We start from the raw sequence: 25765 nt of genomic DNA on the forward strand, positions 1-25765 counted from the left end.
TACCCGCGTTCGCAGCTTCACCCTCGTGGGCCCTTGCTCGCTGGCGGCCGGGCCGGAGGACGGGCCCGCCGCCTTCAGGAGGCCTTCTCGCCCGCCGCAGCGGCGGCCGGTTCGTCCCCCTCCTGTTGCAGCAAGGCGTCCAGCTCCTCCGCCTCGATGGTCTCCTTCTCCAGCAGGCGCTGGGCGATGCGCTCCAGCTTGTCCCGGTGCTCGCGCAGCAGCCGCAGGGCCCGCTCGTAGCAGTCGTTGATCACTTCGCTGATGCCCCGGTCGATGGCCGCCGCCACTTCCTCGCTGTAGTTGCGCTCGCGGATGAGATCCCGGCCCAGGAAGGGCGCGTCCATCTTGTGGCCGAAGGTCATCGGCCCCAGCTCGTCGCTCATGCCGAACTCGGTGATCATCCGGCGCACCATCTTGGTCGACTTCTCCAGGTCGTCCTGGGCCCCGGTGCTCACCTCGCCGAAGACCAGTTCCTCCGCCGCCCGGCCGGCCAGGGCCATAGTCACCCGGTCCAGGATCTCCTGGCGGGTGATCAGGTACCGGTCCTCGGTGGGCAGCTGCATCACGTAGCCCAGGGCCCCACCCCGGGGGATGATGGAGATCTTGTGCACCGGGTCGGTGTTGGGCAGCAGCTTGGCGACCAGGGCATGCCCCGCCTCGTGATAGGCCACCCGCTGCTTCTCCTTCTCGCTCATCACCCGGGTCTTGCGCTCGGGGCCCCCGGCGACGATGCGGTCGATGGCGTCCTCCAGATCCTGCATGTCGATCTGCTTCTTGCGCCGGCGCGCGGCCAGCAGGGCCGCCTCGTTGACCAGGTTCTCCAGGTCGGCGCCGGTGAAGCCCGGCGTGCGCCGCGCCAGCAGCCCCAGGTCCACATCCGGCGCCAGGGGCTTGGACCGGGTGTGGACCTTCAGGATCGCCTCCCGGGCGACCAGGTCGGGCCGGTCGATCACGATCTGGCGGTCGAACCGGCCGGGCCGCAGCAGGGCCGGGTCGAGCACGTCGGGCCGGTTCGTCGCCGCCATGACGATGATCCCCTCGTTGGTGCCGAAGCCGTCCATCTCGACCAGCAGCTGGTTCAACGTCTGCTCGCGCTCGTCGTGGCCGCCGCCGTAGCCGGCGCCGCGCTGGCGGCCGACGGCGTCGATCTCGTCAATGAACACGATGGCCGGCGCGTTGCGCTTGGCCTGCTCGAACAGGTCGCGCACCCGGGACGCGCCGACGCCCACGAACATCTCGACGAAGTCGGAGCCGCTGATGTAATAGAAGCGTACGCCCGCCTCCCCGGCCACCGCCCGGGCCATGTGGGTCTTCCCCGTGCCCGGCGGGCCGTAGAGGAGCACGCCCTTGGGGATCCGCGCGCCCAGCTCGATGTAGCGCCGCGGGTTCTTCAGGTAGTCGACGATCTCCTTCAGTTCTTCCTTGACCTCTTCGTACCCGGCCACGTCGTCGAAGGTGATGCGCCGCTTCTCATCGGGCTGGTGGAGACGGGCCCGGCTCTTGGCGAACTGCATCACCCGGCTTCCCGTCCCCTGGGTCTGCTGCATGATGAAGAAGAAGGCGGCCACCACCAGGATGACGGGCAGCAGGGCGGTCAGCAGGTTCGTCCACCAGGGCGTCTCCTCGATGGGCCGGGTGTCCACCTCAACGCCCTTCTGCTGCCACTCCCGGATGGTCGGCCAGTCCAGGTCGGGGACGTTGGCGCGGAAGTGGGTGCCGTCCTTGAGCTGGCCCGTCACCGCCCGGTGACTCTCGTCATAGACGATCCGTTCCACCTGGCCCTGCTCGATCTTCTCCAGGAGCTCCCCCGTGGACAGCGATTGCACTTCGGTGGCGACCGGGGTCAGACGCTGGACGATGGCGATGGCGAAGAAGAGCAGGATGAGGTAGAACAACAGGTTCTTGAAGATGCGGTTTGGCTTCATCATGGCCCTCCTTGCGGCCGCTCAGGGCGCGGCCCGCAGGCCTGCCCCCGGCCGAGGCGGGATCAGGCCGGACCTCCACGGCATCCCGTCACGTCGATACGCCTCCTGATCTGCCGCAAAGGCGCCCTCATTATAACACGGCGCCCCTGGCGCGGCTATGTCGCCGGCCCCGGCCCGCCAGGCCCCTGGCCACCGCGTCGCGATGCCATCACGGGCGGCCGGCCGGCGCTGCCGTCACGGGCCGCCGGCCGGTGCGGCCGTTACCTCCAGGCACACCACCCGCTCCTCCCCCGGACGAACCCGGCAACGCTCCCCCGCCCGCACGCCGACGAGCCAGAGGATCCCGTCCTGGCCGGCCACGACCCAGGGGGCCAGCCGCCCGCCCGTACCGGTGGCCGGGTCGACCAGGTCCAGGTCGCCGCGCCGCACCGCCTCCCGGTACAGCCGGTCCACGGACCGTCGCCCCCTCGCCCCCAGGGGCTGCATCGCCTCGCCCGGTTCCGGCCGGCGCAGCACCAGGCCGCCCCGGACCGCCTCCTCGGGGCAGAGGACCCGCGCCAGGAAGCGGGCCCCGCCGGCCGCTGCCGGGCGGCCAGGGTCGCGGCAGCCGCTGACCGCCGCCACGGCCCGGCGCCCGTCCTCCCCATCGAGCCGGCGGGCCCGCAGCCAGAGGCCGGGGCCCAGGGGCACGGTCCCCGGGATCGGCAGCGGCCGGGCCGGGAGGACGTCCCCCTCCCCGGGTCCGGGCACCGCCGGGGACCTGGCGGGGTGCGGCTCCAGCCACAGCCACGGGCCCCGGCGACAGGCCCGCCAGCCGCCCGGCAGGTCGACCCCGCCGCCGGTGGCCAGGGAACGCACCGCCTCGCAGTGGCTCCAGGGCAGGGGCCGCCCCGCCAGCCGGTGGTAAGCGGCCTGGAGGACGCGCCGCTGGTCGGCGGCGGCCAGGCGGGCCAGTTCCTCCGCGCGGCAGGCCCACCGCTGCCCCACCCGGTAACCCAAACGGGCCTCGAGCCGCCGGGTCCGCCGGCGCAACAGGGCGTCCTCGGCCGCCAGCACCGCCGCCACCCGCCCTACGGCCTCCACCACCCGGGGGTTGAACTCGGCCTGCAGCAGCGGCAGCAGCTGGTGGCGGATCCGGTTGCGCAGGAAGGCCGGATCCCGGTTGGTCGGGTCCTCCCGCCAGGAGAGCCGGCGGGCGGCCGCATAGGCCGCCAGGCGCGCCGGTTCCACCGCCAAGAGGGGGCGGATGAACCGGCCCCGCCGCGGCCGCATGCCCGCCAGCCCGCGGAGACCGGCGCCGGTCAAGAGGCGCATCAACACCGTCTCGGCCTGGTCGCCGGCGTGGTGGGCCAGGGCGATCCGGTGGGCGCCGAACTGGCGGGCCATGGAGGCCAGGGCCTGGTAGCGGGCGATGCGGGCCGCCTCCTCCGGCGACCGGGATCCGGGCCGGACTTGGACCCGCCGCGACAGGAAGGGCAGGCCCCGGGCCGCCGCCTGTTCCTCCACCCAGCGGGCGTCGGCCGCCGAGTCGGGGCGCAAGCCGTGGTCCACATGGGCGACCCCCAGGGCCGCCAGCCCCAGGCGCGGCCGCAAGCGGTCCAGGAGGTCCAGGAGGACCATGGAGTCGCGCCCGCCCGAGACGGCCACCAGGACCCGCTGGCCGGCCGCCACCAGCCGGTGCCGGGCGATGGCCTCGAGGACCTCGGCCTCCAGGTCCCGGACCGCCGCCGGGACCGGGGAGGCGGCGGAATGGGCATCCTGGGGTGGTGACGGCGTGTCCTTGGAGCGGCGCACGGGTTCCCTCCCTCCCGGCCGGCCCTCCCGGCCGGACCGGCGGCCTTCGGCCTTCCCGGGGCAGACCCGGGCCCGGGGAGGGCCCGGGCCTTTGAACATGGTAGGTCGTTTACTATTGATCATAATCGGAGCGCCCGGATCGGAGAGCGCCCGCGCAGAAGAGCGCCGGTACGGCCGCCCGCGTAGAAGAGCGCCGGCGTAGAAGAGCGTCGGCGCGGCCGCCCGCCGCCGCGGCTTGCCGCGGCGTCCTGCCGACCGCGCCCGGGGAGGCGGCGTCCCACCACCCGGGACGCCGCGGGGGAGAGAGGGTATTGGGGTTGATGCTACCGCAGGCCGCCGGCGCCGGCCAGCGGCGCCAGCTGGGCTCGCGGTAAGAGTTTGCCGGTCACCACGGTCATGTCGTCAGGGGCCCGGTCGCCCGCCCGGCGCAGGGCCTCCTTGACGATCTGGGCCGCCACCCGCCGCGGGTCGTCGTCCTCCAACCCCGCCAGGTAGCCACGGATCCAGGCGGTGGCGCCGTCGACGTCACCGAAGGCGGTCAGCACCCCGTCGGATACCAGGACGACCAGATCGCCCGGCTCCAGCACCCCGCCGTCCGCCTGGACGTCGCCGCCTTCCGCGTATCCCGCCGGCGGCACCGGGTGGGCGATCATCCGGACCTCCCGGGCCCGCCGGACGAAGCTGGGGGCCGCCCCGATCTTGACGAACTCCACCCGGCCCCGCTCCAGGTCGACCGCCGCCAGGTCGACGGTGGTATAGGTCTCCCGGTCCCGCAGGGCCAGGGCGGTGTTCAGCAGGCGCACGGCGGATGCGGCAGGCAGGCCCGCCTCCAAGAGGCGCTCCAGCACCTGCAAGGCCAGGCGCGATTCGTTGGCCGCCCGGCGGCCGGACCCCATGCCGTCGCTGATCACCAGCACCATGCGCCCGCCCTGGTCGAAGGAGCGGCAGAGGTAGCCGTCGCCGGAGATCCAGCGCCCGTCCTTGGGCGTCCGAGCCACCCCCACCCGCATGCCGTACCGCCAGCCGGGCCGCCGGGGCCCGGCCGGCCGGGGGACGCCCTGGGCGGCCAGGGCGGCCAGCTCCCGCAGCTGCTGCGCCACCAGCCGGTGGTGCCGGTCCAGGCGCCGGCGCCAGCGCATCTCCAGCCGCAGGCCGTCCAGGCCCTCGGCCAGGGACTGGCTGATGGCGGGCAGGCGCGGGCAGCGGGCCCGCAGGGGTGCGGGGACGGCGTCGGGCCGGAAGCCCGTTCCCCGCTCATGGGCAGCCAGCATGTCGAAGAAGGCCTGGTAGGTCTGGTTGAACTGGTCCTGCCAGCAGATCCGGGCCATGGGGCAGCGCAGGCAGTGGCGCCGCGCCACGTCGTTGATCAGCTCGCCCACCTGTTCCCGGGGATCCCAGGCTCCGGGGTCGGGTTCCACCAGCCGGGCCAGGTCGGCCAGGAGGGTCGCCCAGGCGCCACCCGGAGCGCCCTGGGCAGGCCCGTCGCCGGTCCCGGCGGAGGAACCCGGCCCCGGCGCGGGCGCCCGGACGCCGGCCGCGGCGGGCCCCGCCCCCTCCGGACGCGCGAGGACTGGGGCGCGGGGGTCCTCGGGGGCCTGACCGGCCCGGGCCGGGTCATCGCCGCCGGCCTCCGCCCCTCCTCCCCAGGGGCCCCGCGGCAGAAGCCCGGCGCCTTGGGGAACCGCCACCGCCGCGGCCCCGAAGCCGCCCGTCCCCGGGGCCACCGCCGGCCAGGCCGCCTCAAGCCGCTGGGCCAGGCGCCCGGGCCACCCCGTGGCCGCGATGGCGGCGTAGAGCACCAGGGCCGTCGCCGCTCCACCGGCCAGCTGGCCGACGGCGGCGCCCGTCGGCAACGATCCGCCCACCACGGCGGTGGCGAACACGAACCCCGCCACCCCGGCGGCCCGGCCGTACCGCTGCAAGAGCCCGCTGGAAGCGCCGGCCAGGGACAGCCACGCCAGCCCCCACAAGGACCCCTGGCCGCCGACCAGTCCCAGCAGGCCGGCCGCCGTCCCGGCCAGGGCACCGGCCTGGGCCCCGCCCAGGTGGGCAGCCAGCAGCACGGCCACCCCGCGCACCACCAGGGCGGTGTCGACACCAAGGAAACGGACGCCGTCCAGTCCGCCGGTAGCCAGGACCACGGCCAGGGCCAGGGTCCGGCGCCCGTGCACGCTCCGCACCACCGGCGGCACGGCCCTCGCCCGCCCCAGGCTCCCGGGCAAGGGGGGCAGCAAGGTCAGGGCGACCGCCACCGCTTCCCGGGCCCAGGGCAGCGTGAGCCCGACCGTGGCGGCCGCCAGCCCCAGGCCCACCAGCTGGTCGAAAGCCCACCCCAGGGTGGTGCGGGGCCAGCCCCACAACGCCCCTGCCAGCAGCACCGCCCCGGCCGCCGCGCCGTCCACCAGCCGCCAGGCGGCGGGACCCCGCATCCCGGCCGGCGGGGCCGGCTCGTCAACCCGGGCCGCCGGATCCGCCGAGCCGTTCGACTGCCCATCCCGGGGCCTTTCCAAGGTGCGCTGGACCAACCGGACCAGCAGACCCGCCGTCACCAGCACCGCCGCCCCGTACCACGCGCCGGCGCTGAGGGCGCCCGCGGCCCCCGCCGCCACCACCAGCCACCCCAGCGGGGGGATCATCGTCAAGGTTGCCAAGGCCAGCGGCAAGATCAGCGGCGAGGGGATCCCCGCCGGCTGGACCCGCCCCGCCAGCCAGAGGAACGCGGCTGCCGCGGTCCAGGCGGGCAATCCAGAAAGCACCGGCCCGCCTGCCTGGCCCCCTTCCAGGCCCCCGCCGGCCCGGCGCCGCCCGGAAAGCGCCCCGGCAGGGAGCCGGCGCAGCCCCCGCGAGCCGGGACCGGTGTCCAGGCGCGCCCCGCCAAGGCCGGTCGCCCCTGCCGTCCCGCCCGCAGGCACCTCCGCCGCCCGCTCCGCCGGCCGGGGCCGGGCCGGGGAGGATTCGGGAACCGGCCCGATCCGCCGGTTCTTCCCCATGACCTGTCACCTCGCTCCGGCCGGCGGCGCCGCCCCTCCCATCCGGGGCCACCGGCCGGCCGTCCCATCGCCCGTGTCCGGACTCGTCCCCTGCCCGGGGGACAAGCCGTGGCCCGATTGTAGCGGGCACCGGCGCCAGAGGTTTGTCGCATCGGGGGGGCCTGTCCCCCAAAAATTGCGACAGGCCCGGTCCCGCTGCCGACAGGACGGGGACCGATGCGACAGGGCCACGGGACCGGGGGAAGCCCCTACCGGCGGCACGCCGCGCCGCCGGGCACCGGCCGCCGCATCGGCGCCCCCTCGGGCCAACACCGAGCGCCGGGACAGCCGGCGGGGCGCCGGCCCGGACCGCGACGGTGCGGGCAAAGGGCGCGTGGGGGATGGCAGGGAGGGGCGCGGGCGAGCTCGCGGGACGGCGAGATGCGATGTCCGGTGACGACGGCTGGGGTGGCGGCGGCCGGACGATGGCGCCGGCTGGGTGAGGCGCACCTGTGAGAATTTGGAGAGGGATGGCGAGGGGACGACACCCTTCGCGGAAAGGGGACCGGTCGTGGCGGATGGGCCCGATCGCCGGCGGGTCACCGGCCCGGCCCGGGCTCAGCATCGAAGGGGGCCGGCTCCGTGTCAGCGGAACCGGTACCGGCGTCCGGGGCCAGCGCCGGCTCCTCCCCCTGGGGGTCCGCCTCGGCCGCCGGTTCCTCGCCGCCCCCTGGGCCGTCGGGAACCACCCGGCGGGCCGAGACCAGGAAGCCGGTGTGGGCCACCATCCGGTGTTCGGGCCGGACGCTGGCCGCCGTCACGTGCCACGGCCGCAGCAGGAGCTCGATGGTCTCCACCAGGTCCCAGGCCGGGTGGGCCTGCAGGGCGGTGACCAGCTGCTGGACCTGGTTCGTGGTGGGCAGCCAGCACAGGAGGACCCCGCCGGGTCGCAGCGCCTGGGCCGCCGCCTCGAGGCAGCGAAAGGGCTCCGGCAGGTCGAGGACGATGGCGTCCAGATCCCGCTCGTCGATGCCTTCGTACACATCGCGCAGCTCGACCCGCCACGCCGGCGGTACCTGCCCGAGGAAGCGCTCCACGTTCTCCCGGGCAAGCCGGGCGAACTCCGGGCGCCGCTCGTAGGAGACGACCTCGCCGCCGGGGCCCACCGCCTGCAGCAGGGCCAGGGTGGTGGCGCCCGATCCCACGCCGGCTTCCAGCACCCGGTCCCCCGGTCGCAGGTTGGCGCGGATCACGATCTGGCCCAGGTCCTTGGGGTAGATCACCTGGGTCCGCCGGGGCATGGCCAGGATGTACTCCTCCAGGGTGGGGCGCAACACCCGCAGCCGCCCGCCGGTGCTGGTGACCACCGTGCTCCCTTCGGGCAGCCCGGCGACGGCCTCGTGGCGCACGATGCCGCCGGCGGGCGCCTGGAAGACCCGGCCCGGCCGCAAGCGCTGCAAGCGGCGGCGCTGCTTGTTGTCGACGAAGACCACCAGGTCCCCCATGGCCAGGGGACCCCGCGTTCGGTGCTGGCCGGTCACGCTGCTCCTTTCACCCCGTTTCAGTGTGTCTCATCCCCCGGCGCCGTTCCCGGTTCCCGTCCCCCCACCGGCGTCCGCCGCCGGCCCCCGGCCGTCCATCACCGCGATCATCGGCTCCAGGCGCCGGTAGAGCTCCGCCGTGGCCCGGGCATCGGCCAGGCAGTAGCGGGCGATGTCGTCGATGCGACCCTGGCGGTAGGCTTCTCCCACCTCCGCCCCGTCCATCTCCTGCTTGGGCGAGGCGATGCCAAACTGGTGGCACCAGAAGAGGAACGAGTTGCGCTGCCGGGCGCCGTGGAAGGATAAGACCTCCGCCAGGTCGCAGTGGTCCTGGAAGCTGTACCGGTAGGGGACCAGGTTGCGGCTGGGGGCGACGCCGAGGATGGCTGAACGGACCATGAGGAAGGGGCCGTCGAAGGATCGCCCGTTGAAGGTGATCAGGGTGCCCGCATGCTGGCTTACGTAACGCCAGAATTCGGCCAGGATGTCCCGCTCGCTCCCCCGGAAGATCAAGGCATCGGCACCGCCCTCCGGAAAGGGCGTCCAGCGCCGGTCGCCGCCGGTAGGATCCTCCACCAGCACGCCGCCGCGGTCCTCATAGGGGCGCCAAAGGGCGATGGCGACGATGCGGCCCGTGCCCGGATGGAGGCCCAGCTGGTCCTTGACCCGCGACCGCTCCTCCTCGTCCCGGGCCCGCCGCATCAGGTAGTCCTGCACCTCGGGGTGCAACTCGTCCCATTCCAGGCCAACGGTTTCGATGTCCACCGCCAGGGGCGTCCGCTGAGCCATCCCGCCTCTCGCCTCCCGCGCCTGCAACGACTCCACCGGCTCCACCGCTGGGTTGACCGCCGGGCAGGCACCTGGGGACGATTCGCGGGCCGTCGGGGCGTTCCTTCCGCCCGCCCGGCCCGCACCATCCCCTTCACCGCCTCTGTTCATGCCCGTGGCGACCCAGGCCGCCTCCGCGCCTTTACGCCGAGACCGCCGGGACGCCAGCGCCTTCGGCGGCCGGCGGCGCGTGGTGCCAGGGGGTAAGGCGGCGTCCGCCTCAGCGGCGGCGTCCCCCCATGCGGCCGGCCAGCGACTCCAGCCGCTTGGGGTCCGCGATCCCTTCCTCCTGAACCTTCCGGGCGAAGGCCTGGGCGCCCTCCAGGCCGTCGGGGGGAAAGGCGAAGATGTGGACGACCGACCCGGTGTCGACGATGACCAGGTGTTCCGTCACCTCGTCATCGCGGCCCGGCGATGCCGCCCCGGCCCGGTTGCCGGCGGAGGCCGTCCCCGCCGGCCGGTTCCGGCCCCCCCGCGGCCGGGTGACGACCGCCCGCACCGCCACCCATGCCCGGTCCCGGTTGGGCTGCGAGTACGTCTCCACCCGGAACCACTGGTTCGACAGCGGGATGATGCGGATCTCCACGCCCAACCGGCGGGCCTCGGCCGCGATCACTTCGGCCAGGCGGCGTCCCGGCACGTCCACCCAGCCGAATTCCGCCAGGTCCCTCAGCGCCGCAGAGATTCCCTCGCCAACCACCCTGACTCTCCCGCCTTTGCCCTCCCGGGCGCTTCCTGGTTTACGCCAGTGGCGATTTCTATTCGCCTTTAGTGAATTCTACCATGGGGATCAGATGCCGGAAACACGCTCGTAGCGAAAAGCCGCCCCGCATCCCTCCGCCGGTGGCGCCATGCCCGGCATCGCCAGGCGGCCCGCGACGGCACGCGATTCCAGCCCGGCCCCGCCTGCCCGGCGGCGCAAACAATCTCATTTTCCCAATGATTCTACATCCTGGGGGTCATGTCCCTTTTAGGGTTCGACCCACCCCGTCCGCAGCCTGCCTGCGCCCGCATGCCGCAAGATCGCCTATAGCGAACGGGTGCAGCTTTATCGCCGCTGGCGGCGGTGCTAATGTTCATGACGCCATGCAATCCGATCCCGTTGCCGTCGGCCAACGCATCCGGCTTGCCCGGCAAGCGGCGGGCCTGTCCGTCAAGGAACTGGCACGCCGGGCCCACATCTCCCCGTCCCACCTGAGCGACATCGAGCGGGGGGTCAAACACCCGTCGCTGGCGGTGGCGGTCACCCTGGCCGAGGCCTTGGGCCGGAGCCTGGACTGGCTCGTCACGGGCCGGGATCCCGTGCCGGGTCCACTGGATGTGCGCAGCCTGCTGCGGGACCCGACCCGCCCCCTGCGGTACCAGGGCCTGCCCCTGGGCGATGCCGCCCGGGAGCACCTGGTGGATTTGCTGGATGCCGCCCTGGGCCTGGCCCGCCTGGCCGGCAGCCTGGTCGTGCAGGCCTTGGGCGAGGCGCCCGCCTCCTTCCGGCCGCCATCCCACCGTCCGGAATCGCCGGGCGCCCCCGCGCCGGCACGGGACCTTGGCGGCGGAGGCCACCGGGGTACGCCCTTTGGCTCCCCGGAGCAAGGGGTCGCCGAGGAATGGCTGCGGCAGGTGGTGGCCGAAACCCTCCACCGCACCTGGCCGCAGGGCCCCCGCGGTTACTCCGGCCCGGCCATGCCGCCGGGTCCCCCCGACCGGTCTCCCTCGGCAGCACCGGCCTCGCCGCCGCCCCCCTCCCGGGGCTCCCGGGCCGCCTCCCGCGGCACCGCCAGGGGCGGACCGGCGGGCACCAGGCACGACGGGTCGTCGTAACGGGGCGAATTGACCCGCGGCGAGACGGGATGGGCCTCCATCAGCTCCGCCGGGTACGGCTCCCACGCCGGTTCCAGGTCCTCCGGGGGGACCTCCGGGTCCAGCCAGGCCTCCTCCCACTCGGGGCGCAAGATCACCGGCATCCGGTCGTGGACCTGGGCCACCAGGTCGTTGGGCCGGGTCGTCAGAATGCAACAGGTCCACCGGGGCCCGCCCGGCCCGTCCCACCGCTCGTACAGGCCCGCAAAGGCAAAGGGCTCCCCTGCTCGGAGCCGGAACAGCACTGGCAGCCGGGCCTTCTCCCGGCGCCACCACTCATAGAACCCGTCGGCCGGGATCAGGCAGCGCCGCCGGCGGATGGCCTGGCGGAACATGGGGCGCTGCAAGGCCGTCTCGGCGCGGGCGTTGATGGGACCCGGCCGGGGGTCCTTGGCCCATGCGGGGACGAAGCCCCACTGAAGCCGGGCCGGTCGCCGCTCGCCGCCGGCCGCCACCACGGCCAGGACCTCCTGCCCGGGCGCCACGTTGTAGCGGGGCCCATGGCGGCCCTGCAGGTCGATGAGGAAGCGCCGCTCCAGCTCCACCGAAGGGGTCGTCAGGGTGAACCGGCCGCACATGGGATCTGCCCCTCTCCGGGTGCGGGTCCTGGAGGCCGTCGCCGGGCCGTCCCGGTTGCGCCACAATTATACCAGGTATGTCCAGAAGGGGGGTCCTCCCGTTCCGCAACCGGGGCGGGCGACAAGGGCGTCAGCTCCCTTCCGCGGCCGTCCCTTCCACCGCCAGGGCCCGCCAGCCATGCACCAGGCGGCCCAGGGCCAGGGCATGGGTGACGACGGCCAGCAAGACCAGCGCCAGCAGGGGCGAACCCGCCAGCCCGGCCAGGCAGACCAGCAGGTAGCGGCCGTCCCGGTTGCCCGGCAGCCAGCGCAGCCACGGCGGATCGTCCCGCAGGGGGTCGAACCGGCGGCCCCCACCCCCGCGCCCTTCGGCCTCCTCCCCAACTCCCGCGCCGTCCGCCTTGGGCATCCGGGCCGCAGGCCGGTCCGCCGTCACCCGCAGCAACTGCAGCCGGTCCTTCATCAGGGCGGACAGCGGCAGGCCGGCCATGGCGGCCAGGGCCAGGGCGGCGGTGCTCACCGGGCCGGCCCCGGCAGCCCAGGCCCCGACCGCTAGGCCCGCCACCACCGCGGCGTCGGCGTAGCGGTCCAGCACCGTGTCGAGGAAGGCACCCCGGGGCTGGGCCTCCAGGCGCAGGCGGGCCAGCTCGCCGTCGCAACCGTCTAGGACCGAGCCCAGCTGGCACAGGATCCCGCCGGCCCAGGGCCATCCCGCCGCAAAGGCCGCCGCACCCGCCAGCGTGGTAACGAAGGCCAGCAGGGTCGCCCCGTTGGGTCCGACCCCCGCCGCCGCCAGGACCGCCGAGAGGGGGCGGGAGAGGCGGCGGTTGAGCCAGCGGGCCACGGGCCCGTCGCCCCCCGACGCGGTCGCGTGGTCCAGGAGCCGCCGGCGAGCTTGGGCCAGGGCGGCCGCGTCGTCCACGTCGACCCACCAGCCCGCTTCGGCGGGCACGGCCGCCAGCCGGCCGGCGGCCGCCAGGCGGCGGGCGGCGGCCGTTAAGGTGAGGGGCTCGGACAACCCGCCGGTGCCCCCGGCGCCTCCGGTGCCCCCGGCCCCAGCGGCCAGGGCGGCCAGTTCGTCCAGCAGGCCGTGGCCGGCCACGAACACCCCGGTGTCCACGGCATCGAAGGCGTCCAGGTCCTTGCCGATGGCCACGATCCGCCGCCCGTCGCCGGCCGTCCGCACCTTGGTCGCCTCGGCCAAGTCGTGCACCTGGTCAAGCCGCCGGTCGACCAGCAGGAGGACGCCGCCCTCGGCCAGCTCCGCCGCCCGCCGGCGGGCGGCCGCCACGGCCTGGCGCACCAGGGCCGGGTCCACCACGTGATCGGCCATCAGCAGGAGGAACGGGCTCTGCACCCGCCCGCGCACCGCCAGCAAGGAGGCACCGTTGCCCCGCTCCCAGTCCACGGCCCGCACCGTCTCGACCCAGGGGCGGCCGGCGGCCTGCACCGCCCGTTCCACCGCCTCCGCCTCATGGCCCGTCACCACCAGCACACGGCGGCAACCCGCCTGGCGGGCGACCCGGATCGCCCGCTCCACCAGGCTGATCCCGAACAGCCGGTACAGTGGCTTGGGACAGGAGGCGGCCGTGCGCCGGAAACGGGTTCCGGCGCCGGCCGCCAGCACCACCGCGTCCACGGCTCAGTCGCCCGCCTGGGTGCGAGCCGCCAGGGACTCGCCGCGGATGAAGGCTTCGACCAGGCGGCGCGCCTCGTCGTCGGTGTACTGCACCGGCGGGGACTTCATGAAGTAGGCGGAGACGGGCTCGATGGGCCCCGCCAGCCCCCGGTCGAGGGCCAGCTTGGTGCACCGGATGGCGTCGATCATGACGCCGGCGCTGTTGGGCGAGTCCTGGACCGAGAGGCGCAGCTCCAGCTCGATGGGCTGGTCGCCGAAGCCCGTGCCTTCCATGCGGATCATGCAGACCTTGTTGTCGTTCAGCCACGGGACGTAGTCGCTCGGCCCGATGTGGATGTCCTCGCCCGGCAAGGGCTCGCCCAGCTGGGATTGGACCGACTGGGTCTTGGACCGCTTCTTGCTCTTGAGCCGGCTGTGGTTCAGCATGTTGAGGAAGTCGGTGTTGCCGCCGAAGTTCAGCTGGTAGGTGCGGCGCAGCCGGACACCCCGGTCCTCGAACAGCCGGGTCAGCACCCGGTGGACGATGGTGGCGCCGACCTGGCTCTTGATGTCGTCGCCGACGACGGGCAGGCCCTTGCGGCGGAACCGCTCCGCCCAGCGCGGCGAGGAGGCGATGAACACCGGGATGGCGTTGATGAAGGCGACCCCGGCCTCCAGGGCCGCTTCAGCGTAGTAGCGGGTGGCCTGCTCCGACCCCACCGGCAGGTAGTTGATCAGGATCTCGGCCCCGGTCTCGCGCAGCACCCGGACCACGTCGACGGGCGGCTCGTCGGCCAGGACGAAGGTGCGGTCCTCGGGGTAGTCCGCCATGTGCTCGCTGAAACCGTCGAGCACAGGGCCCATCTGGACGGTCACCGGGATCTCGGGCAGGTCCGGGCAGAACACCGGCGTGCAGTTGGGCTTCGCCAGCAGCGCCTCCCGCAGAGGCTTGCCCACCTTCCTCCGGTCCACGTCGAAGGCAGCGACGATCTCGATATCCGCCGGGTAGTAGCCGCCCAGATCGGGGTGCATCAAGCCCGTGCCTGCCTGCAACCGCTGGGGATCGCGGTAGTAGTAGATCCCCTGCACCAGGGAGCTGGCGCAGTTGCCCACTCCCGCGATGGCCACGCGGATCTTGCGCATCGCAGCTGCCCTCCCCTCGTTGCCCTGACGCGCCCGCCCGGGCCGGTCGGGGCCGGGCCGGCCGGGTACGCCGGTGGATCGTGATGTACGGGTTGTGTGGATTGGGATGGGTTGCGGTCATCGCGCCCTTGGGGCCCGGCTGGGCCCTCCGGGCACCCCGGGAACCCGGGTGCCGAGGCGGGTTCCCGGGGGTCGTGGGATCCAGGGATCCAGGTTCACCAGGTCGACCCCAAGGCCAATCCCCCAGGGCCAATCCAGGGCCCCGGGGAAGGGCCCCGCAGGCCACGCGCCCTCCCGCCGCCCGCCCGGTGCCCGCCCGGTGCCCCCGGGTGCCGCCACGCTTTCGCTGGCTTTGGCCGGCGGATCCACGGGCTGCCGGGCCGGCCGCCGTACCGACAGGGCCGGCCGCCGCGCCTGCAGGCCTGGCCTGCGGGCCGGCGGGCCTGCGGCCCGGCACGGCCGTGATGGCCCAGCGTTCGCTCCCGTTCCCAGCACCGCTCCCGGACCCGACCCCCCGGGTGGTCGGGCGGGTGGTCGGGAACGTCCGGCCGAAGACGTCCGGACGAAGGCGTCCGGGGTCGTGCCGGTTGAAGGCACGCCGCTCAAGGGCACACGGCATCGCCGTCAGGGCGCCCGGCAGCCCCTTCTGGCACCAGGAACGGGCCAGGAGCCGGGGACCGTCGGCACCGAAGCCGCCACCGCCGCCCACAGGGGTGCGGGCACGCGGCAGGAGCGCCCGGACCCCATCGCCAAGCAATGGGCATCGGCTGCGGGCAGCGGGCTGCGGCCGCCGCCCACGGCGCGCCCCGCGCCCGCACCACCGCGTGCCGGCACCCGGCGAGCGGTACCCGGCGAGCGGGATGGATCATCCATTGGAGCGTTGTGAAGTGCCGGCGCAGCCGGCAGGGAATCCCACGCGACGACGGCAGTGAACCAGACGACGGTGAACAAGAGACGGCAACCAAGAGGGCGCGATGACCTGGTGAATGGATCCTGACAGGTTTATTAGCACTCTCGGTAGGCGGCTGTCAACGGTCCTGGAAGCGCTGGCGAATGGTGGACGACCCGGCCTTCCGGTGGGCGGAACCGGCAGAAAGGTGGATGCACCCCATGGACTGGAAGACCATCGCCCTGGCGCTCTGCACCTTGTTCTTCTGGTCGTCGGCCTTCGCGGTGATCCGCGCCGGCCTGGCCTGGTGGGGGCCCGGTGAGCTGGCCCTGGCCCGGTTCCTGGTGGCCTCCTTCACCCTGGGCGCCCTGCTCGTCCTGCGGCGGGGCCGCCGGGCGCGGCAAGGGGAACAGGCAGGTTCCGCGGGGCGGGCCGCTTTGGCTCGAGGGGTCGACCTGGCCCTCGCCGGGATCGCCCAGGACATGGCGGCCGGTGGTGCACGAAGGCGGGCGCCCGGCGCCGCCGGCGGGCCGCGGGTGGCCCGGGCGGCGGAGCCGGGAGAGGCGGCGGAGGGCGACGCTGGCGGAACGTCTCTTGACCCCCGGCCCGCAGCCGCCCATCCCCACCGGCTGCCGCCGGCGGCCGGCGTTGCGCGCGCCGGGACCAGCCCGGGCCGTGGCACGGCCACGGGGTGGTGGCTCGAGGCGGGGCGGTTCCTCCTGCTGGGGGCCACGGGGATCTTCGTTTACCATACGGGCCTGAACTGGGGCGAGACCCGGGTCTCGGCGGGCACGGCGAGCCTGCTGGTGGCGACGGCCCCGGCCCTGACGGCCATCCTCTCCCGCTTGACGGGGGACGAGCGGCTTTCCGCCCGTGGGTGGCAGGGGATCGTCCTCAGCTTCGTGGGGGTGGCGATCATCAGCTGGGCCGCCGCAGCCCACGCGGCCCCGGCGGCCACCGCCGGGCGCGGCCCGGACCCATCGCCGGCGGCGGCCCCGGCCGCCGCCTCCCTGGGACAGCCTGGCGCGCCGCAGGACGGCGGCCCCGGTCGCGGGCAGGGCTCGCCCGGGCCGGTGCCGCTGCCGGCCTGGGCGGGGCCCGCCGCGGTTGGGCTGGCGGCTCTGGGGACCTCCGCCTTCTTCGTCCTGCAGCGGCCCATGGGCAGCCGCTACGATTCCCTCACCTTGACGGCCGGCTACACCTGGGCCGGCACCCTGCTGCTGGCCGTCGCCTTCGGGGCCGGGTTCGTCCGGAACCTGCAAGCCGTCGGCTTCCGGGAGGCCGCGTGGCTGCCGGTGCTCTACCTGGGCGTGTTCCCCTCCGCGCTGGCGTACTGGTGCTGGTCCGCCGCCCTGGCCCGCGCGCCGGCGGCGCGCGTCGCCAGCCTGCTCAACCTCAACCCCCTGCTGGCCATTGTCCTGGCCTGGCTCCTTTTGGGCGAACGGCCGGCGCCGGCGGAGATGCTGGGCGGTGCCGTGGCGCTGGCGGGCGTGCTGCTGGTGCAGGCGGCGCCGCGCAGCCGTGCTAGGCTCCGATCCGGGTTGCGCCACCGCACACCCGGCCGGTAAGGACTTCCGGGCCCGGAGGAGGCTTTGGCGCCGAGGCCGGTTCGTCCGTCCTAGGGGCGGAAGGGGCGCCGGATTCCCCCGCGCCGGGGCGGGACGGTGCGGGGGACGGCGGAACCCCGGAGGCGCGGCCGCTCCCCAGGGATGTGGGGGTTGGCGGATCGGGCCGCGGGTGGAGGTGGCCGAAGCGGGTGGCCAGGAGGTGCAGGATCCGGGAGTCGTCCCAGGTTCGGGGCTCCAGGCCCTCCTCGCCGGGGCGGCCGGGCAGGTGGAACGGGCCGTCGTCGCAGATGGGACAATAGAGGAGCCACTCGGTCTCGAACAGGCCAGGGCCGAGGGGGTACTGCACGCCCAGGAGCGGCCGGGCCTCCGGGAAGTGCCGGTCGGCCCATTGGCGGACGGCTTCGCGGAAGCGCGCCTCGTCCCAGGCTGGGCGCAGGCGTGCCCGGGGCTCCAGGATGGCAGCGATGGCGTCCTGGCGGCCCAGGATGAAAGCGGCGCACTGGCGCGTCGTCTCACCAAAGCGGCCCAGAAGTACCCACCGCACGGAATGCCCCCCTTCAGGGTCCTCTCCTTCGGCAAGGCGGCGGCACGCCGGCGCGGCGCGCCGTCTTGCGAAACCGATCGGCAAGGTTGGTGGCGTGACGGGCGGGCCGTTCCGGCCCCTGGGCCCGCGCCCGTCTGCGCTTTACGGGCCGGGCGACGGGCGTCAGGCCCGCCGGGCTGTGACGGGTGGACCGAAGGCGGTGGCGGCGCGCCGGGTCCCCAACGGCACGGGGATCACCGGGACGAACCGGCACCGCCGGCAGATCCGGACCTCAACCGGGAGGCGGACCCCCGTTCCACCGGCACCCTGGAAATGCCGGGCCGGGGCCGCGCGGGCGCGGCGACGAGCCACGCCCCGACGGGCCACGTTGCCCGGCCCCGGCCGACGTGTGGGGAGCGGGCCGCCGCGGTGGGCCGGCGCCCCCCAAGCCGCTGACATCGGGAAAACCGTCGTACGGAGTCGACGCCCGGCCGCGCCTGGAAGGCAACGGCAAGGGAGAAACGGCCAGGCGATGCCATGGATCCATAGCCGGATTGGGCACAACGCCAGAAGGCGGGTTTTTCCGATAATATTTCGCTTTCATGCAAGCATCCCTGCGCCGGTCGCAGCGCGGCCCTTTCGCCGGGTTCGTGTCGAAGAGCGGCGTTGTTCGCTCAGAGCGTTGCGCTGAGTCCGTCACTGGCGGTGCCCGCCTGGGATCCCGGCCGGTGCATCGATATGCGTCGAATCTTGTGGGTATGACCGGCGCCCACCCGGCCGGCGGCGCGGACGCACGGCCCGGCGTGTTCTTGCACAGGGGGGCGGGCGTCAATATAATAGGCGTTGCGAGCCGGGTCCGGCGGCCGCCATGAAGGCGACCCGCCGCCGCGATCAGCGCTCGCGACGTGGATCAAGGCGGCGTAGCTCAGTTGGTCAGAGCATGCGGTTCATACCCGCAGGGTCGGTGGTTCGAATCCACCCGCCGCTACCGAGCCGGCGCGGCCAGAACCCCGCCGCGATACCGGCTGGCGACGCCACCAGGTGCAGACGGGCCCAGCCGGCTGCCGGTTGGGCGGAAAGACGGTGACTGCCGGCGGATGCCTGGTGTGGCGTAGGATCCCGGGCGGCAAGCGGTTCACAGCCAGCCCCGGAGCGCTTATAATAAGAGCCGCAACCGGTTCCATAGGCCCTTAGCTCAATTGGTAGAGCACCTGACTCTTAATCAGGGTGTTGTGGGTTCGAGTCCCACAGGGCCTACCAGCGGGCGCAGGGACGACACCGCGCCCCCAGGATCGCGGGCCATGCCCGGATGGGCATGGCCCGCTGCGTATCCCGCTGCCGCTTCAGGGACCCGATGGGCCAACGGTCCGGGAACGGGCTTCCCCAATGTCGATGGGGCCATGGGCCGCAGTGCTGTCGGGACCCGTCTCGCCAGCGACCATCCGGGCCGGGAGCGGGCCGGCCAACGCCGGCAACCTGGATGGAGGATAGGAGGCGCCGCATGAAGATCGAGACGCTACTCCTCAGGGCGGCCGTGGTGGCGGTGGGCGCGGGTGCCATCCCCCTGGTCGTCTTCCTGGCCCCCGCCCTGGGCCGCGGGGCAGCGCGGCTTCTGCCCCAACTCCCCGGGATCGGCCCCGCCGTCGTCACCGTCCTGGAGGCCTCGGCCGTCCCCTTTTACCTGGCCTTGGTGCACGCCTTCCGGTTCCTGACCCACGTCGCCCGGGGCCAGGCCTGCACGCCGGCAGCCGCCCGGTCCCTGCGAGCCATCCAGGCCTGTGCCCTGGCCGTCGCCGCGCTCCACCTCCTGCTGCTGCCCCTGTTCTACCTGTACGCCGAATGGGACGACGCCCCAGGCGTCATCTTCGTGGGCTTGTTCGTCCCCTTCACGAGCCTGGTCGCCGCCCTGGGCGCCTCCCTGCTGCGGCACCTCCTCCAGCCGGCCAACCCCTGACCGGGGGTCTCGCTGGGCGGCAGGCGGCCCGCGCCCCCGCCTCCGCGGGCGAGCCGGCGGCCGGGGGAGATGGCGCTCCGGCGGGCCGGCCGGACCAGCCGCTGCGCCCCGCCCCTTAGGCCCCCCTTAGGGCGCCTTCTGCCAGGGGACGTCGGGAACCCCGGCCTGGTGGTTGACCCAGCGCGCCAGGACGAACAGCAGGTCGGAGAGGCGGTTCAGGTACTGCAAGGCCACGGGATTGATCTCTTCCTGCGCGGCCAGGGCCGCCACCCGCCGTTCCGCCCGCCGCGCCACGGTCCGCGCCAGGTGCAAGGCAGCGGCCGCCGGCGTGCCCCCTGGCAGGATGAACTGGCGGAGGGGGGGCAGCTCGCCGTCGTAACGATCGATCAGCGCCTCCAGCGCCTGGACCCGCTCCGCCGCCATGCGCGGCAGGCCCGCACCCGCCTCCCGCGCCGGTCCCGGGGGCGCCGCCAGGTCTGCCCCCAGCAGAAAGCACTCCTGCTGCAATTGGCGGAGGACGGAGGCCGGCTCGGCGCCATCCAGCAGGGCCACCGCCCAGCCCAGAACGGCGTTGAGCTCGTCCACCGCGCCATAGGCCTCCACCCGGGGATGGGCCTTGGGCACGCGCCCGCCCCCCAGGAGGCCGGTTTCCCCGCCATCCCCCGTCCGGGTGTAGATCTTCACCGGATCACCTCCTGCCGGATTCGCCCCCTGCCGCCGGTCTACGGGCGCCGGTACCCCGCATAGGGGTGCAGGGGGTGCACAAGCCATGAACCCACAGCGTCCTCAAGGGGATCAGGATCCCGGGACGAACCGGCCCGTGCGGGCCCCCTCCTGGACGACCCGGCCCTGGGCGGCCCGCGCCCGGGGTCCGGCCCGCACGGCGGCGCGTCCTTTGCCCTGGAACCTGACCTGGCACCTGCCCTGGCACCGGGGCGCCCCCGGGAACGCTACGGCGCCGTCGGGTTCGGGGCACGGTGCGGCCACGGCCCGGCCCGAAACGGAAGGTCCCCCAGGGGGAACGGCAACGGCCTCGGCCGGGGCCGCGGCCGCTCCCCTACCGGCGGCCGGCCCCGGTTCCGGCGTCCACCCCGGCGGAGCGAGCCCCGCCCCCAGGGCGGCTTCCGCAGGCGCCGGTTGGGCCCTGGGCGCCGGCCCCTGGGCGGTGGTGCTGCTCCTGGCCCTGCTGGCCGGCCTGCCCTGGATGCTGGCCACCGCGCGCCTGGGCTGGCAGCCCGGCACCCCCCTGGCCGTCCCGGCCCAGGCGGGCCTGAGCATCGCGCTGGAGGGGGACACGGCGCCGGCCGCATACGAAGAGGGCGGCCCGCCCATCGCGGTGGGCTCGGCCGCCGATGCCCGCGTCTTCCTGCGCCAGTTTGCCCCTGAGCTGGCCGCGGCGGGCAGCGAGATCCTCACCCGCGAAGGCGCCCGCCAAGGCTGGCAGGCTCGCCGGGTCACCCTGGCCCAGCTGGTCCTGCTGCGGGACGGTCAGGTGGTGGCTCGCTACGACGTGGCCACGGGCGACGGGACCCGTCCCGCCTGGATCCGCTTCGCCCGGCTGACCAACCGCTGGCATCCCGTCCGGGTCGTGGTGGGCGAGCCCGGCCAGGTCAGCCTGCCCTCAGGGGAAGCGCCGTAAAGGGACCGGCGGGACCGCCGCGCCCCGCCCCAGCCGCGGCGCCCCCGGCCAAGGCGGTCCCGGCCGGGGTGGTCCCGCCGGCCCATCAGCGCTGCCCCAGCAAGATGGCCCGCTTGACCTCCTGGATCGCCCGGGTCACCTCGATACCCCGCGGGCAAGCCTCGGTGCAGTTGAAGATGGTCCGGCACCGCCAGACCCCGTCCCGCGAGTTGAGGATGCGCAGCCGCTCGTCCGCCGCCTGATCCCGGCTGTCGAAGATGAACCGGTGGGCGTTGACGATGGCCGCCGGGCCCACGTAATCGGGATTGGCCCAGAAGGACGGGCACGACGTGGTGCAGCAGCCGCAGAGGATGCACTTGGTCGTATCGTCGAAGCGCTCCCGGTCGTGGGGCGACTGCAGCCGCTCCCGCTCGGGCTCCGGGTCGTCGTTGATCAGGTAGGGTTTGATGGACCGGTACGCGGCGAAGAAGCCGGTGAAGTCCACGATGAGGTCCTTCTTCACCCGGAAGCCCCGCATCGGTTCCACGGTGATGGGCTGGGCCAGCTCCTTGACCAGCGTCTTGCACGCCAGCCGCGCCTTGCCGTTGATGATCATGGCGTCGGAGCCGCAGACCCCGTGGGCGCAGGACCGGCGGTAGGCCAGGGTGCCGTCCACCTCCCACTTGACCCGGTTGAGCAGGTCCAGCACCCGGTCGGTGGGGTCCGCCTGCAGCCGGTATTCCTCCCAGTGGGGCTCCTGGTCCTGTTCCGGGTTGAACCGGCGGATGCGCAGCGTCACCTGCAAAGGTCCTCACTCCCCGTGACCCATCGGGCCGGCCGGAACCCGCCCTTCCGGTGCAGGCGCAGGGCCCGCCCCCGGGGCGACCGGCCGCAGCCCGGCTCAGTACTTGCGCTCCTGGGGCTGGAAGCGGGTGATCACCACCGGCTTGTAGTCGATCCGGATGGACCCGTCCCCTTCCCGGTAGAGCAGCGTGTGCTTCAGCCAGTTGGCGTCGTCGCGCTTCGGGTAGTCCTCCCGGGCGTGGCCGCCGCGGCTCTCCTTGCGGTTGCGCGCCGCCACCACCGTCGCCTTGGCGCACTCCAGCAGGTTGCCGAGCTCGAGGGCCTCCAGCAGGTCGGTGTTGTACATGCGGCCGCGATCGTCGATGGCCGCCTCTTCGTACTGGGCCTCCAGCTCCTTCAAGATGCCCTCCATCTCGGTGAGGCCTTCCTCGGTGCGGAAGACCCCGGCCTTGTCCATCATCTCTTCCTGCAGGCGCGCCCGGATGGCTCCCACCTTCTCACCCTTCTCCCGGGTGAGGAACCGCTCCACCTGCTGCCGCGTCCAGTCGGCCGCATCGGCGGGCAGGGCCGGCCAGTCGGCTTCCCGGGCGTAGCGGGCCATGTGGCGGCCGGCGCGGCGGCCGAAGACCACCAGGTCCAGCAGGGAGTTGGTCCCCAGGCGGTTGGCGCCGTGGACGGAGACGCACGCGCACTCACCGGCGGCGTAGAAGCCCTCCACCGGCGTGTTCTGGGCGTCCCAGATGACCCGGCCGTCGACGTCGGTGGGGATGCCGCCCATCTCGTAATGGGCGGTGGGCTGGATCGGAATCGGCGCCTCCACGGGGTCGATGCCCAGGTAGGTGCGGACGAAGTCGGTGATGTCGGGCAGGCGCGTCTCGATGATCTCGCGGCTGAGGTGGGTCAGGTCGAGGTGGACGTAGTCCTTGCCGTCGATGCCGCGGCCTTCCCGGATCTCGAGATAGATGGCCCGGGAGACCACGTCACGGGGAGCCAGGTCCTTGATGGTGGGCGCGTAGCGCTCCATGAACCGCTCGCCGTGCCGGTTCCTCAGGATGCCTCCCTCGCCGCGGGCGCCTTCGGTGATCAGGATGCCCAGCCGGTAGATGCCCGTGGGATGGAACTGGAAGAACTCCATGTCCTCCAGGGGGATGCCGTGCCGGAAGGCGATGGCCAGGCCGTCCCCGGTCAGGGCCAGGGCGTTGCTGGTCACCTTGAACATGCGGCCGGCTCCGCCGGTGGCGAAGAGGGTCGCCTTGGAGTGGAAGATGTGGATGTCGCCGGTGGCCAGCTCGATGGCCACCACGCCGGCCACCCGCCGCCCGTCCATGATCAGGTCGACCACGTGGAACTCGTCGAAGAAGCGGACGCCATGCTTGATGGACTGCTGGTAGAGGGTCTGGAGGATCATGTGGCCGGTGCGGTCGGCGGCGAAGCAGGACCGGTGGACGGGGGCCTTGCCGAACTCCTTGGTGTGGCCGCCGAAGCGCCGCTGGTTGATCCGGCCGTCGGGCGTGCGGCTGAAGGGCAGGCCCATGTGCTCCAGTTCGTACACGGCTTCGGGCGCTTCCTTGCACATCACCTCGATGGCATCCTGGTCGCCCAGGTAGTCGCTGCCCTTCACCGTGTCGAACATGTGCCACTCCCAGTGGTCCTCTTCGATGTTGCCCAGGGCCGCGCCGATGCCGCCCTGGGCGGCCCCGGTGTGGGAGCGGGAGGGGTAGAGCTTACTGACCACGGCCACCTTGAGATCAGGATACTTGGCCAGTTCCACCGCCGCGCGCAGGCCGGCGCCGCCGGCCCCGACGATCACGGCGTCAAACTGATGCCGGTGGATCTCGATCGTAGACACCCCCGATCAGGCCGGGAACGGGAAGGTCACCAGGACGACGGTGCCCAGCACCAGCAGGCCCAGGGTGACCACGTAGAGCAGCGCCAGCCAGAAGGTGCGCCAACCCGGCCGGTGGGCATAGTCGTCGACGATGACCCGGATCCCGTTGGCCCCATGGAAGAGCGCCAGGGCCAGCATCACCCAGTCGTAGGTGCGCCAGCCGATGTTGGCCCAGCGCCGGGCGACGAAGTTGTAATCGATGATCTCCACGCTGTTGAGGATGTGCATGATGTAGAGGTGCCCCAGGACGAGGAAGACCAGCAGAAGGCCGGAGATCCGCATGAAGAACCAGGACCACAACTCGAACCCGCTGGCCGGGCGCGAGCTGCCCTCACCGTACGACACCCCGCCACCCCCTAGCCGAAGAGGCGGCCCAGCATGATCACCGCCGCCGGAATGAACAGGACCAGGAACACGATGGCTTCCGCCACGATCAGCGACTTATGCCACCGCAGGGCATTGGGCCAGAAGTCGATGAGGATGACCCGCAGGCCGTTGACCGCGTGGTAGACCACCCCACCAACCAGCACCACCTCCAGCACCATGAACACCGGGTGCCGGTAGATGGCCATCACGTGGTCGTAGACCTGGGGGCCGAAACCGGCGAGGAAGGTGTCGACGATGTGCATCATCAAGAACAGCATGATGCCGACGCCGCTCAGCCGGTGCAGCATCCACGCCCACTGACCCTGGCTCCCGCGGTAGCCGCGGTACAGGCCCATTCCGACCCTCCTCTCTGGGCCGCCGGCAGGACCGCCCGGACGGCCGCCGCCAGCCGCCGCTCCCCCCACCGGACGAACCGGCCGAGAAAAGAAAAGGCGCCGGCACGCCGTCCTGCAGGGGTTTTCCTCTCCTCCCAACTCAAAGTAAGGACAGCGGCGGGGCGAAGTCAACTTGGCCCCGCCGCCCCTCAGCGTTCCCTCAGCTCTGGCCCGCCGCGGGGCCCGCCCGGCCCGCGCCGGTTCGTCCCCGCCCCGGGCGTCCTCGCCTCCCGGCCGGTCCCGGCGGGCGGCCGTCGCCGCGGTCCCTGCTCAGCCCTGCCGCAGCGCCTCCACGGTGGCTCCGTCCAGCCGCTGGACCAGGGCCACCAGCAGCCGCACCGTGTGCTCCACGTCGGCCAGGTGGACGATGGCGCCGTGGCTGTGGACGTACCGCGCCGGCGGCCCCACCACCACCGAGGGGACGCCGCGGCCGTGGACGTGGAAGAACCCGGCGTCGGTGGCGCCCCCGGGCATCATGTCGAATTGGTACGGGATGCCCTCGGCGGCCGCCGTCTCGGCCACCAGGTCGCGCAGCCGCCGGTGGGGCACCATGCTGCTGTCGTAGAGCAGCACCGTCGGACCGCGTCCCAGGCGGCTCTGGGCCTCATCGGGTTCCACCCCGGGCATGTCGCCGGCGATTCCCACGTCGACGGCGATGGCCACGTCGGGATCGACGGCGAAGGCGGAGGTCCGGGCGCCGCCGCCGGTCCGGGCCACCTCCTCGTGGACCGTCGCCACCCCGTAGACCGTGTTGGGGTGGGACGTGCCAGCCAGTTCTTCCATCACCCGGACGATGATGGCGCAGCCGGCCCGGTCATCCAGCGCCTTGGCCAGCACCAGCTGGGGGTCGTGCAGGCGGGTGAAGGGACCGTAGGGCACGATGGGGTCGCCCGGCCGCACGCCCCACTCCTCCGCCTGCTGGCGGCTGCCGGCGCCGATGTCGACGAACATCGCCTTGAGTTCCACCGGCTTCTTGCGCTCGTCGGGCGGCAGGAGGTGGGGCGGCTTGGAGCCGATCACGCCCAGGATGGGCCCCTTGCGGGTATGGACGACCACCCGCTGGGCCAGCAGCACCTGCCCCCACCACCCGCCCAGGGGTTGGAACTTGATGAAGCCCTCGTCGGTGATGCGCCGGACCATGAAGCCCACCTCATCCATGTGGGCCGCCAGCAGGACGCGGGGTCCGGCCGCCGTTCCCTGGCGCCGGGCGATCAGGCTGCCCAGGTGGTCCTGCTCCAGGTCCGCCACCGGCGCCAGGTATCGCCGCAGCACCTGGCGCACCGCGTCCTCCTCCCCGGGCACGCCCGGCGCTTGGGTCAGCTCCTCGAGAAGCCGCGCGGTATGCTGCTCGTCCGCCATGGCGATCCATCCTTTCAGGGCCAGGGGGCTGCCAGACCGGCCCGGGTTTGCCAGCCCCGGCATTTAAAAGTATTATAAATTGAGAACTGGCCATCAAAAGCACCGGCCGCGCCGCCGCCCCAGGGCGGCGGCGACTCGTGCCGGTTGA

General features: G+C 73.5%; 19 protein-coding genes, 2 tRNA genes and 1 pseudogene. 6 read left to right on the forward strand and 16 right to left on the reverse strand.

The genetic code is table 11. From position 1 onward, the window contains the following. Positions 1-74: 74 nt before the first annotated feature. The 6 genes from ftsH to ACYQ02_RS11950 all read right to left on the reverse strand — a co-directional run bounded on the left by ftsH (position 75) and on the right by ACYQ02_RS11950 (position 9757). The gene (gene ftsH / locus ACYQ02_RS11925) at positions 75-1925 is read right to left on the reverse strand and encodes an ATP-dependent zinc metalloprotease FtsH (protein WP_460040628.1); all 1851 of its coding nucleotides are present in this window, start codon (positions 1923-1925) and stop codon (positions 75-77) included. A gap of 234 nt (positions 1926-2159) precedes the next feature. Further along, complete coding sequence (gene tilS / locus ACYQ02_RS11930; RefSeq protein WP_460040629.1) at positions 2160-3719, reverse strand: tRNA lysidine(34) synthetase TilS; 1560 nt, start codon at positions 3717-3719, stop codon at positions 2160-2162. 323 nt (positions 3720-4042) lie between these two features. After that, positions 4043-6709 (reverse strand): SpoIIE family protein phosphatase, encoded by a 2667-nt coding sequence (locus tag ACYQ02_RS11935; RefSeq protein WP_460040630.1) that lies wholly within the window; start codon positions 6707-6709, stop codon positions 4043-4045. Positions 6710-7287: 578 nt separating this feature from the next. Next, positions 7288-8229, reverse strand: a complete 942-nt coding sequence (locus ACYQ02_RS11940; protein WP_460040631.1) for a tRNA (adenine-N1)-methyltransferase — start codon at positions 8227-8229, stop codon at positions 7288-7290. Positions 8230-8259: 30 nt separating this feature from the next. Then, entirely contained in the window at positions 8260-9018 is a 759-nt protein-coding gene (locus tag ACYQ02_RS11945; protein WP_460040632.1) for a ribonuclease H-like domain-containing protein, read from the reverse strand. A gap of 259 nt (positions 9019-9277) precedes the next feature. Beyond that, a complete protein-coding gene (locus ACYQ02_RS11950) occupies positions 9278-9757 on the reverse strand; it encodes a hypothetical protein (RefSeq protein WP_460040633.1) in 480 nt (159 codons plus the stop codon). 386 nt (positions 9758-10143) lie between these two features. Between ACYQ02_RS11950 and ACYQ02_RS11955 the strand changes: the two are divergent. Next, positions 10144-10344: pseudogene (locus tag ACYQ02_RS11955) on the forward strand (helix-turn-helix domain-containing protein); the annotation flags it as partial. A gap of 377 nt (positions 10345-10721) precedes the next feature. On the opposite strand, the gene ACYQ02_RS11960 reads toward ACYQ02_RS11955, so the two are convergent. From ACYQ02_RS11960 to ACYQ02_RS11970, 3 genes are all read right to left on the reverse strand, one after another. Then, the gene (locus ACYQ02_RS11960; protein ID WP_460040634.1) at positions 10722-11492 is read right to left on the reverse strand and encodes an SOS response-associated peptidase; all 771 of its coding nucleotides are present in this window, start codon (positions 11490-11492) and stop codon (positions 10722-10724) included. A 130-nt stretch (positions 11493-11622) separates the two neighbouring features. Beyond that, entirely contained in the window at positions 11623-13131 is a 1509-nt protein-coding gene (locus ACYQ02_RS11965; protein WP_460040635.1) for an NTP transferase domain-containing protein, read from the reverse strand. Positions 13132-13134: 3 nt separating this feature from the next. After that, the gene (locus tag ACYQ02_RS11970) at positions 13135-14253 is read right to left on the reverse strand and encodes an inositol-3-phosphate synthase (protein WP_460040636.1); all 1119 of its coding nucleotides are present in this window, start codon (positions 14251-14253) and stop codon (positions 13135-13137) included. A 1110-nt stretch (positions 14254-15363) separates the two neighbouring features. On the opposite strand from ACYQ02_RS11970, the gene ACYQ02_RS11975 reads away from it, so the two are divergent. Then, on the forward strand, positions 15364-16710 hold the full coding sequence (locus tag ACYQ02_RS11975) for a DMT family transporter (protein ID WP_460040637.1): 1347 nt from the start codon (positions 15364-15366) through the stop codon (positions 16708-16710). On the opposite strand, the gene ACYQ02_RS11980 is transcribed toward ACYQ02_RS11975, so the two are convergent. After that, on the reverse strand, positions 16667-17254 hold the full coding sequence (locus ACYQ02_RS11980) for a hypothetical protein (RefSeq protein ID WP_460040638.1): 588 nt from the start codon (positions 17252-17254) through the stop codon (positions 16667-16669). The genes ACYQ02_RS11975 and ACYQ02_RS11980 overlap by 44 nt on opposite strands. Before the next feature lie 893 nt (positions 17255-18147). On the opposite strand from ACYQ02_RS11980, the gene ACYQ02_RS11985 reads away from it, so the two are divergent. The 3 genes from ACYQ02_RS11985 to ACYQ02_RS11995 all read left to right on the forward strand — a co-directional run bounded on the left by ACYQ02_RS11985 (position 18148) and on the right by ACYQ02_RS11995 (position 19187). Further along, a tRNA-Met gene (locus tag ACYQ02_RS11985) sits at positions 18148-18221 on the forward strand. 196 nt (positions 18222-18417) lie between these two features. Beyond that, a tRNA-Lys gene (locus tag ACYQ02_RS11990) sits at positions 18418-18493 on the forward strand. Positions 18494-18734: 241 nt separating this feature from the next. Beyond that, positions 18735-19187, forward strand: a complete 453-nt coding sequence (locus ACYQ02_RS11995) for a DUF2975 domain-containing protein (protein ID WP_460040639.1) — start codon at positions 18735-18737, stop codon at positions 19185-19187. A gap of 126 nt (positions 19188-19313) precedes the next feature. Here the strand turns inward: ACYQ02_RS11995 and ACYQ02_RS12000 are convergent, their stop codons facing one another. Next, complete coding sequence (locus ACYQ02_RS12000; protein ID WP_460040640.1) at positions 19314-19871, reverse strand: cob(I)yrinic acid a,c-diamide adenosyltransferase; 558 nt, start codon at positions 19869-19871, stop codon at positions 19314-19316. A gap of 85 nt (positions 19872-19956) precedes the next feature. Between ACYQ02_RS12000 and ACYQ02_RS12005 the strand changes: the two genes are divergently transcribed. Beyond that, positions 19957-20826: a hypothetical protein gene (locus ACYQ02_RS12005; protein WP_460040641.1), complete on the forward strand. Its 870-nt coding sequence runs from the start codon at positions 19957-19959 to the stop codon at positions 20824-20826. A gap of 85 nt (positions 20827-20911) precedes the next feature. Here the strand turns inward: ACYQ02_RS12005 and ACYQ02_RS12010 are convergent, their stop codons facing one another. From ACYQ02_RS12010 to ACYQ02_RS12030, 5 genes are all read right to left on the reverse strand, one after another. Further along, a complete protein-coding gene (locus ACYQ02_RS12010; RefSeq protein ID WP_460040642.1) occupies positions 20912-21604 on the reverse strand; it encodes a succinate dehydrogenase iron-sulfur subunit in 693 nt (230 codons plus the stop codon). Between the two features lie 102 nt (positions 21605-21706). After that, complete coding sequence (gene sdhA, locus ACYQ02_RS12015) at positions 21707-23458, reverse strand: succinate dehydrogenase flavoprotein subunit (RefSeq protein ID WP_460040643.1); 1752 nt, start codon at positions 23456-23458, stop codon at positions 21707-21709. Between the two features lie 6 nt (positions 23459-23464). Then, the gene (locus ACYQ02_RS12020; protein ID WP_460040644.1) at positions 23465-23842 is read right to left on the reverse strand and encodes a succinate dehydrogenase/fumarate reductase transmembrane subunit; all 378 of its coding nucleotides are present in this window, start codon (positions 23840-23842) and stop codon (positions 23465-23467) included. An 11-nt stretch (positions 23843-23853) separates the two neighbouring features. Beyond that, positions 23854-24219, reverse strand: coding sequence for a succinate dehydrogenase, cytochrome b556 subunit (gene sdhC, locus ACYQ02_RS12025; RefSeq protein WP_460040645.1), 366 nt, complete (start codon positions 24217-24219; stop codon positions 23854-23856). A gap of 309 nt (positions 24220-24528) precedes the next feature. Beyond that, positions 24529-25617, reverse strand: coding sequence for a M42 family metallopeptidase (locus ACYQ02_RS12030; RefSeq protein WP_460040646.1), 1089 nt, complete (start codon positions 25615-25617; stop codon positions 24529-24531). Positions 25618-25765 lie beyond the last annotated feature (148 nt).

The sequence above is a fragment of the Thermaerobacter litoralis genome, assembly GCF_054654595.1.

Bases quoted from the DNA above. Each gene is read 5' to 3' on its own strand.
- ftsH (WP_460040628.1), bottom strand. From the start codon at position 1,925: ATGAAGCCAAACCGCATCTTCAAGAACCTGTTGTTCTACCTCATCCTG.
- ACYQ02_RS11935 (WP_460040630.1), bottom strand. From the start codon at position 6,709: ATGGGGAAGAACCGGCGGATCGGGCCGGTTCCCGAATCCTCCCCGGCC.
- ACYQ02_RS11945 (WP_460040632.1), bottom strand. From the start codon at position 9,018: ATGGCTCAGCGGACGCCCCTGGCGGTGGACATCGAAACCGTTGGCCTG.
- ACYQ02_RS11960 (WP_460040634.1), bottom strand. From the start codon at position 11,492: ATGTGCGGCCGGTTCACCCTGACGACCCCTTCGGTGGAGCTGGAGCGG.
- ACYQ02_RS11970 (WP_460040636.1), bottom strand. From the start codon at position 14,253: ATGCGCAAGATCCGCGTGGCCATCGCGGGAGTGGGCAACTGCGCCAGC.
- ACYQ02_RS11975 (WP_460040637.1), top strand. From the start codon at position 15,364: ATGGACTGGAAGACCATCGCCCTGGCGCTCTGCACCTTGTTCTTCTGG.
- ACYQ02_RS11995 (WP_460040639.1), top strand. From the start codon at position 18,735: ATGAAGATCGAGACGCTACTCCTCAGGGCGGCCGTGGTGGCGGTGGGC.
- ACYQ02_RS12005 (WP_460040641.1), top strand. From the start codon at position 19,957: ATGAACCCACAGCGTCCTCAAGGGGATCAGGATCCCGGGACGAACCGG.
- sdhC (WP_460040645.1), bottom strand. From the start codon at position 24,219: ATGGGCCTGTACCGCGGCTACCGCGGGAGCCAGGGTCAGTGGGCGTGG.
- ACYQ02_RS12030 (WP_460040646.1), bottom strand. From the start codon at position 25,617: ATGGCGGACGAGCAGCATACCGCGCGGCTTCTCGAGGAGCTGACCCAA.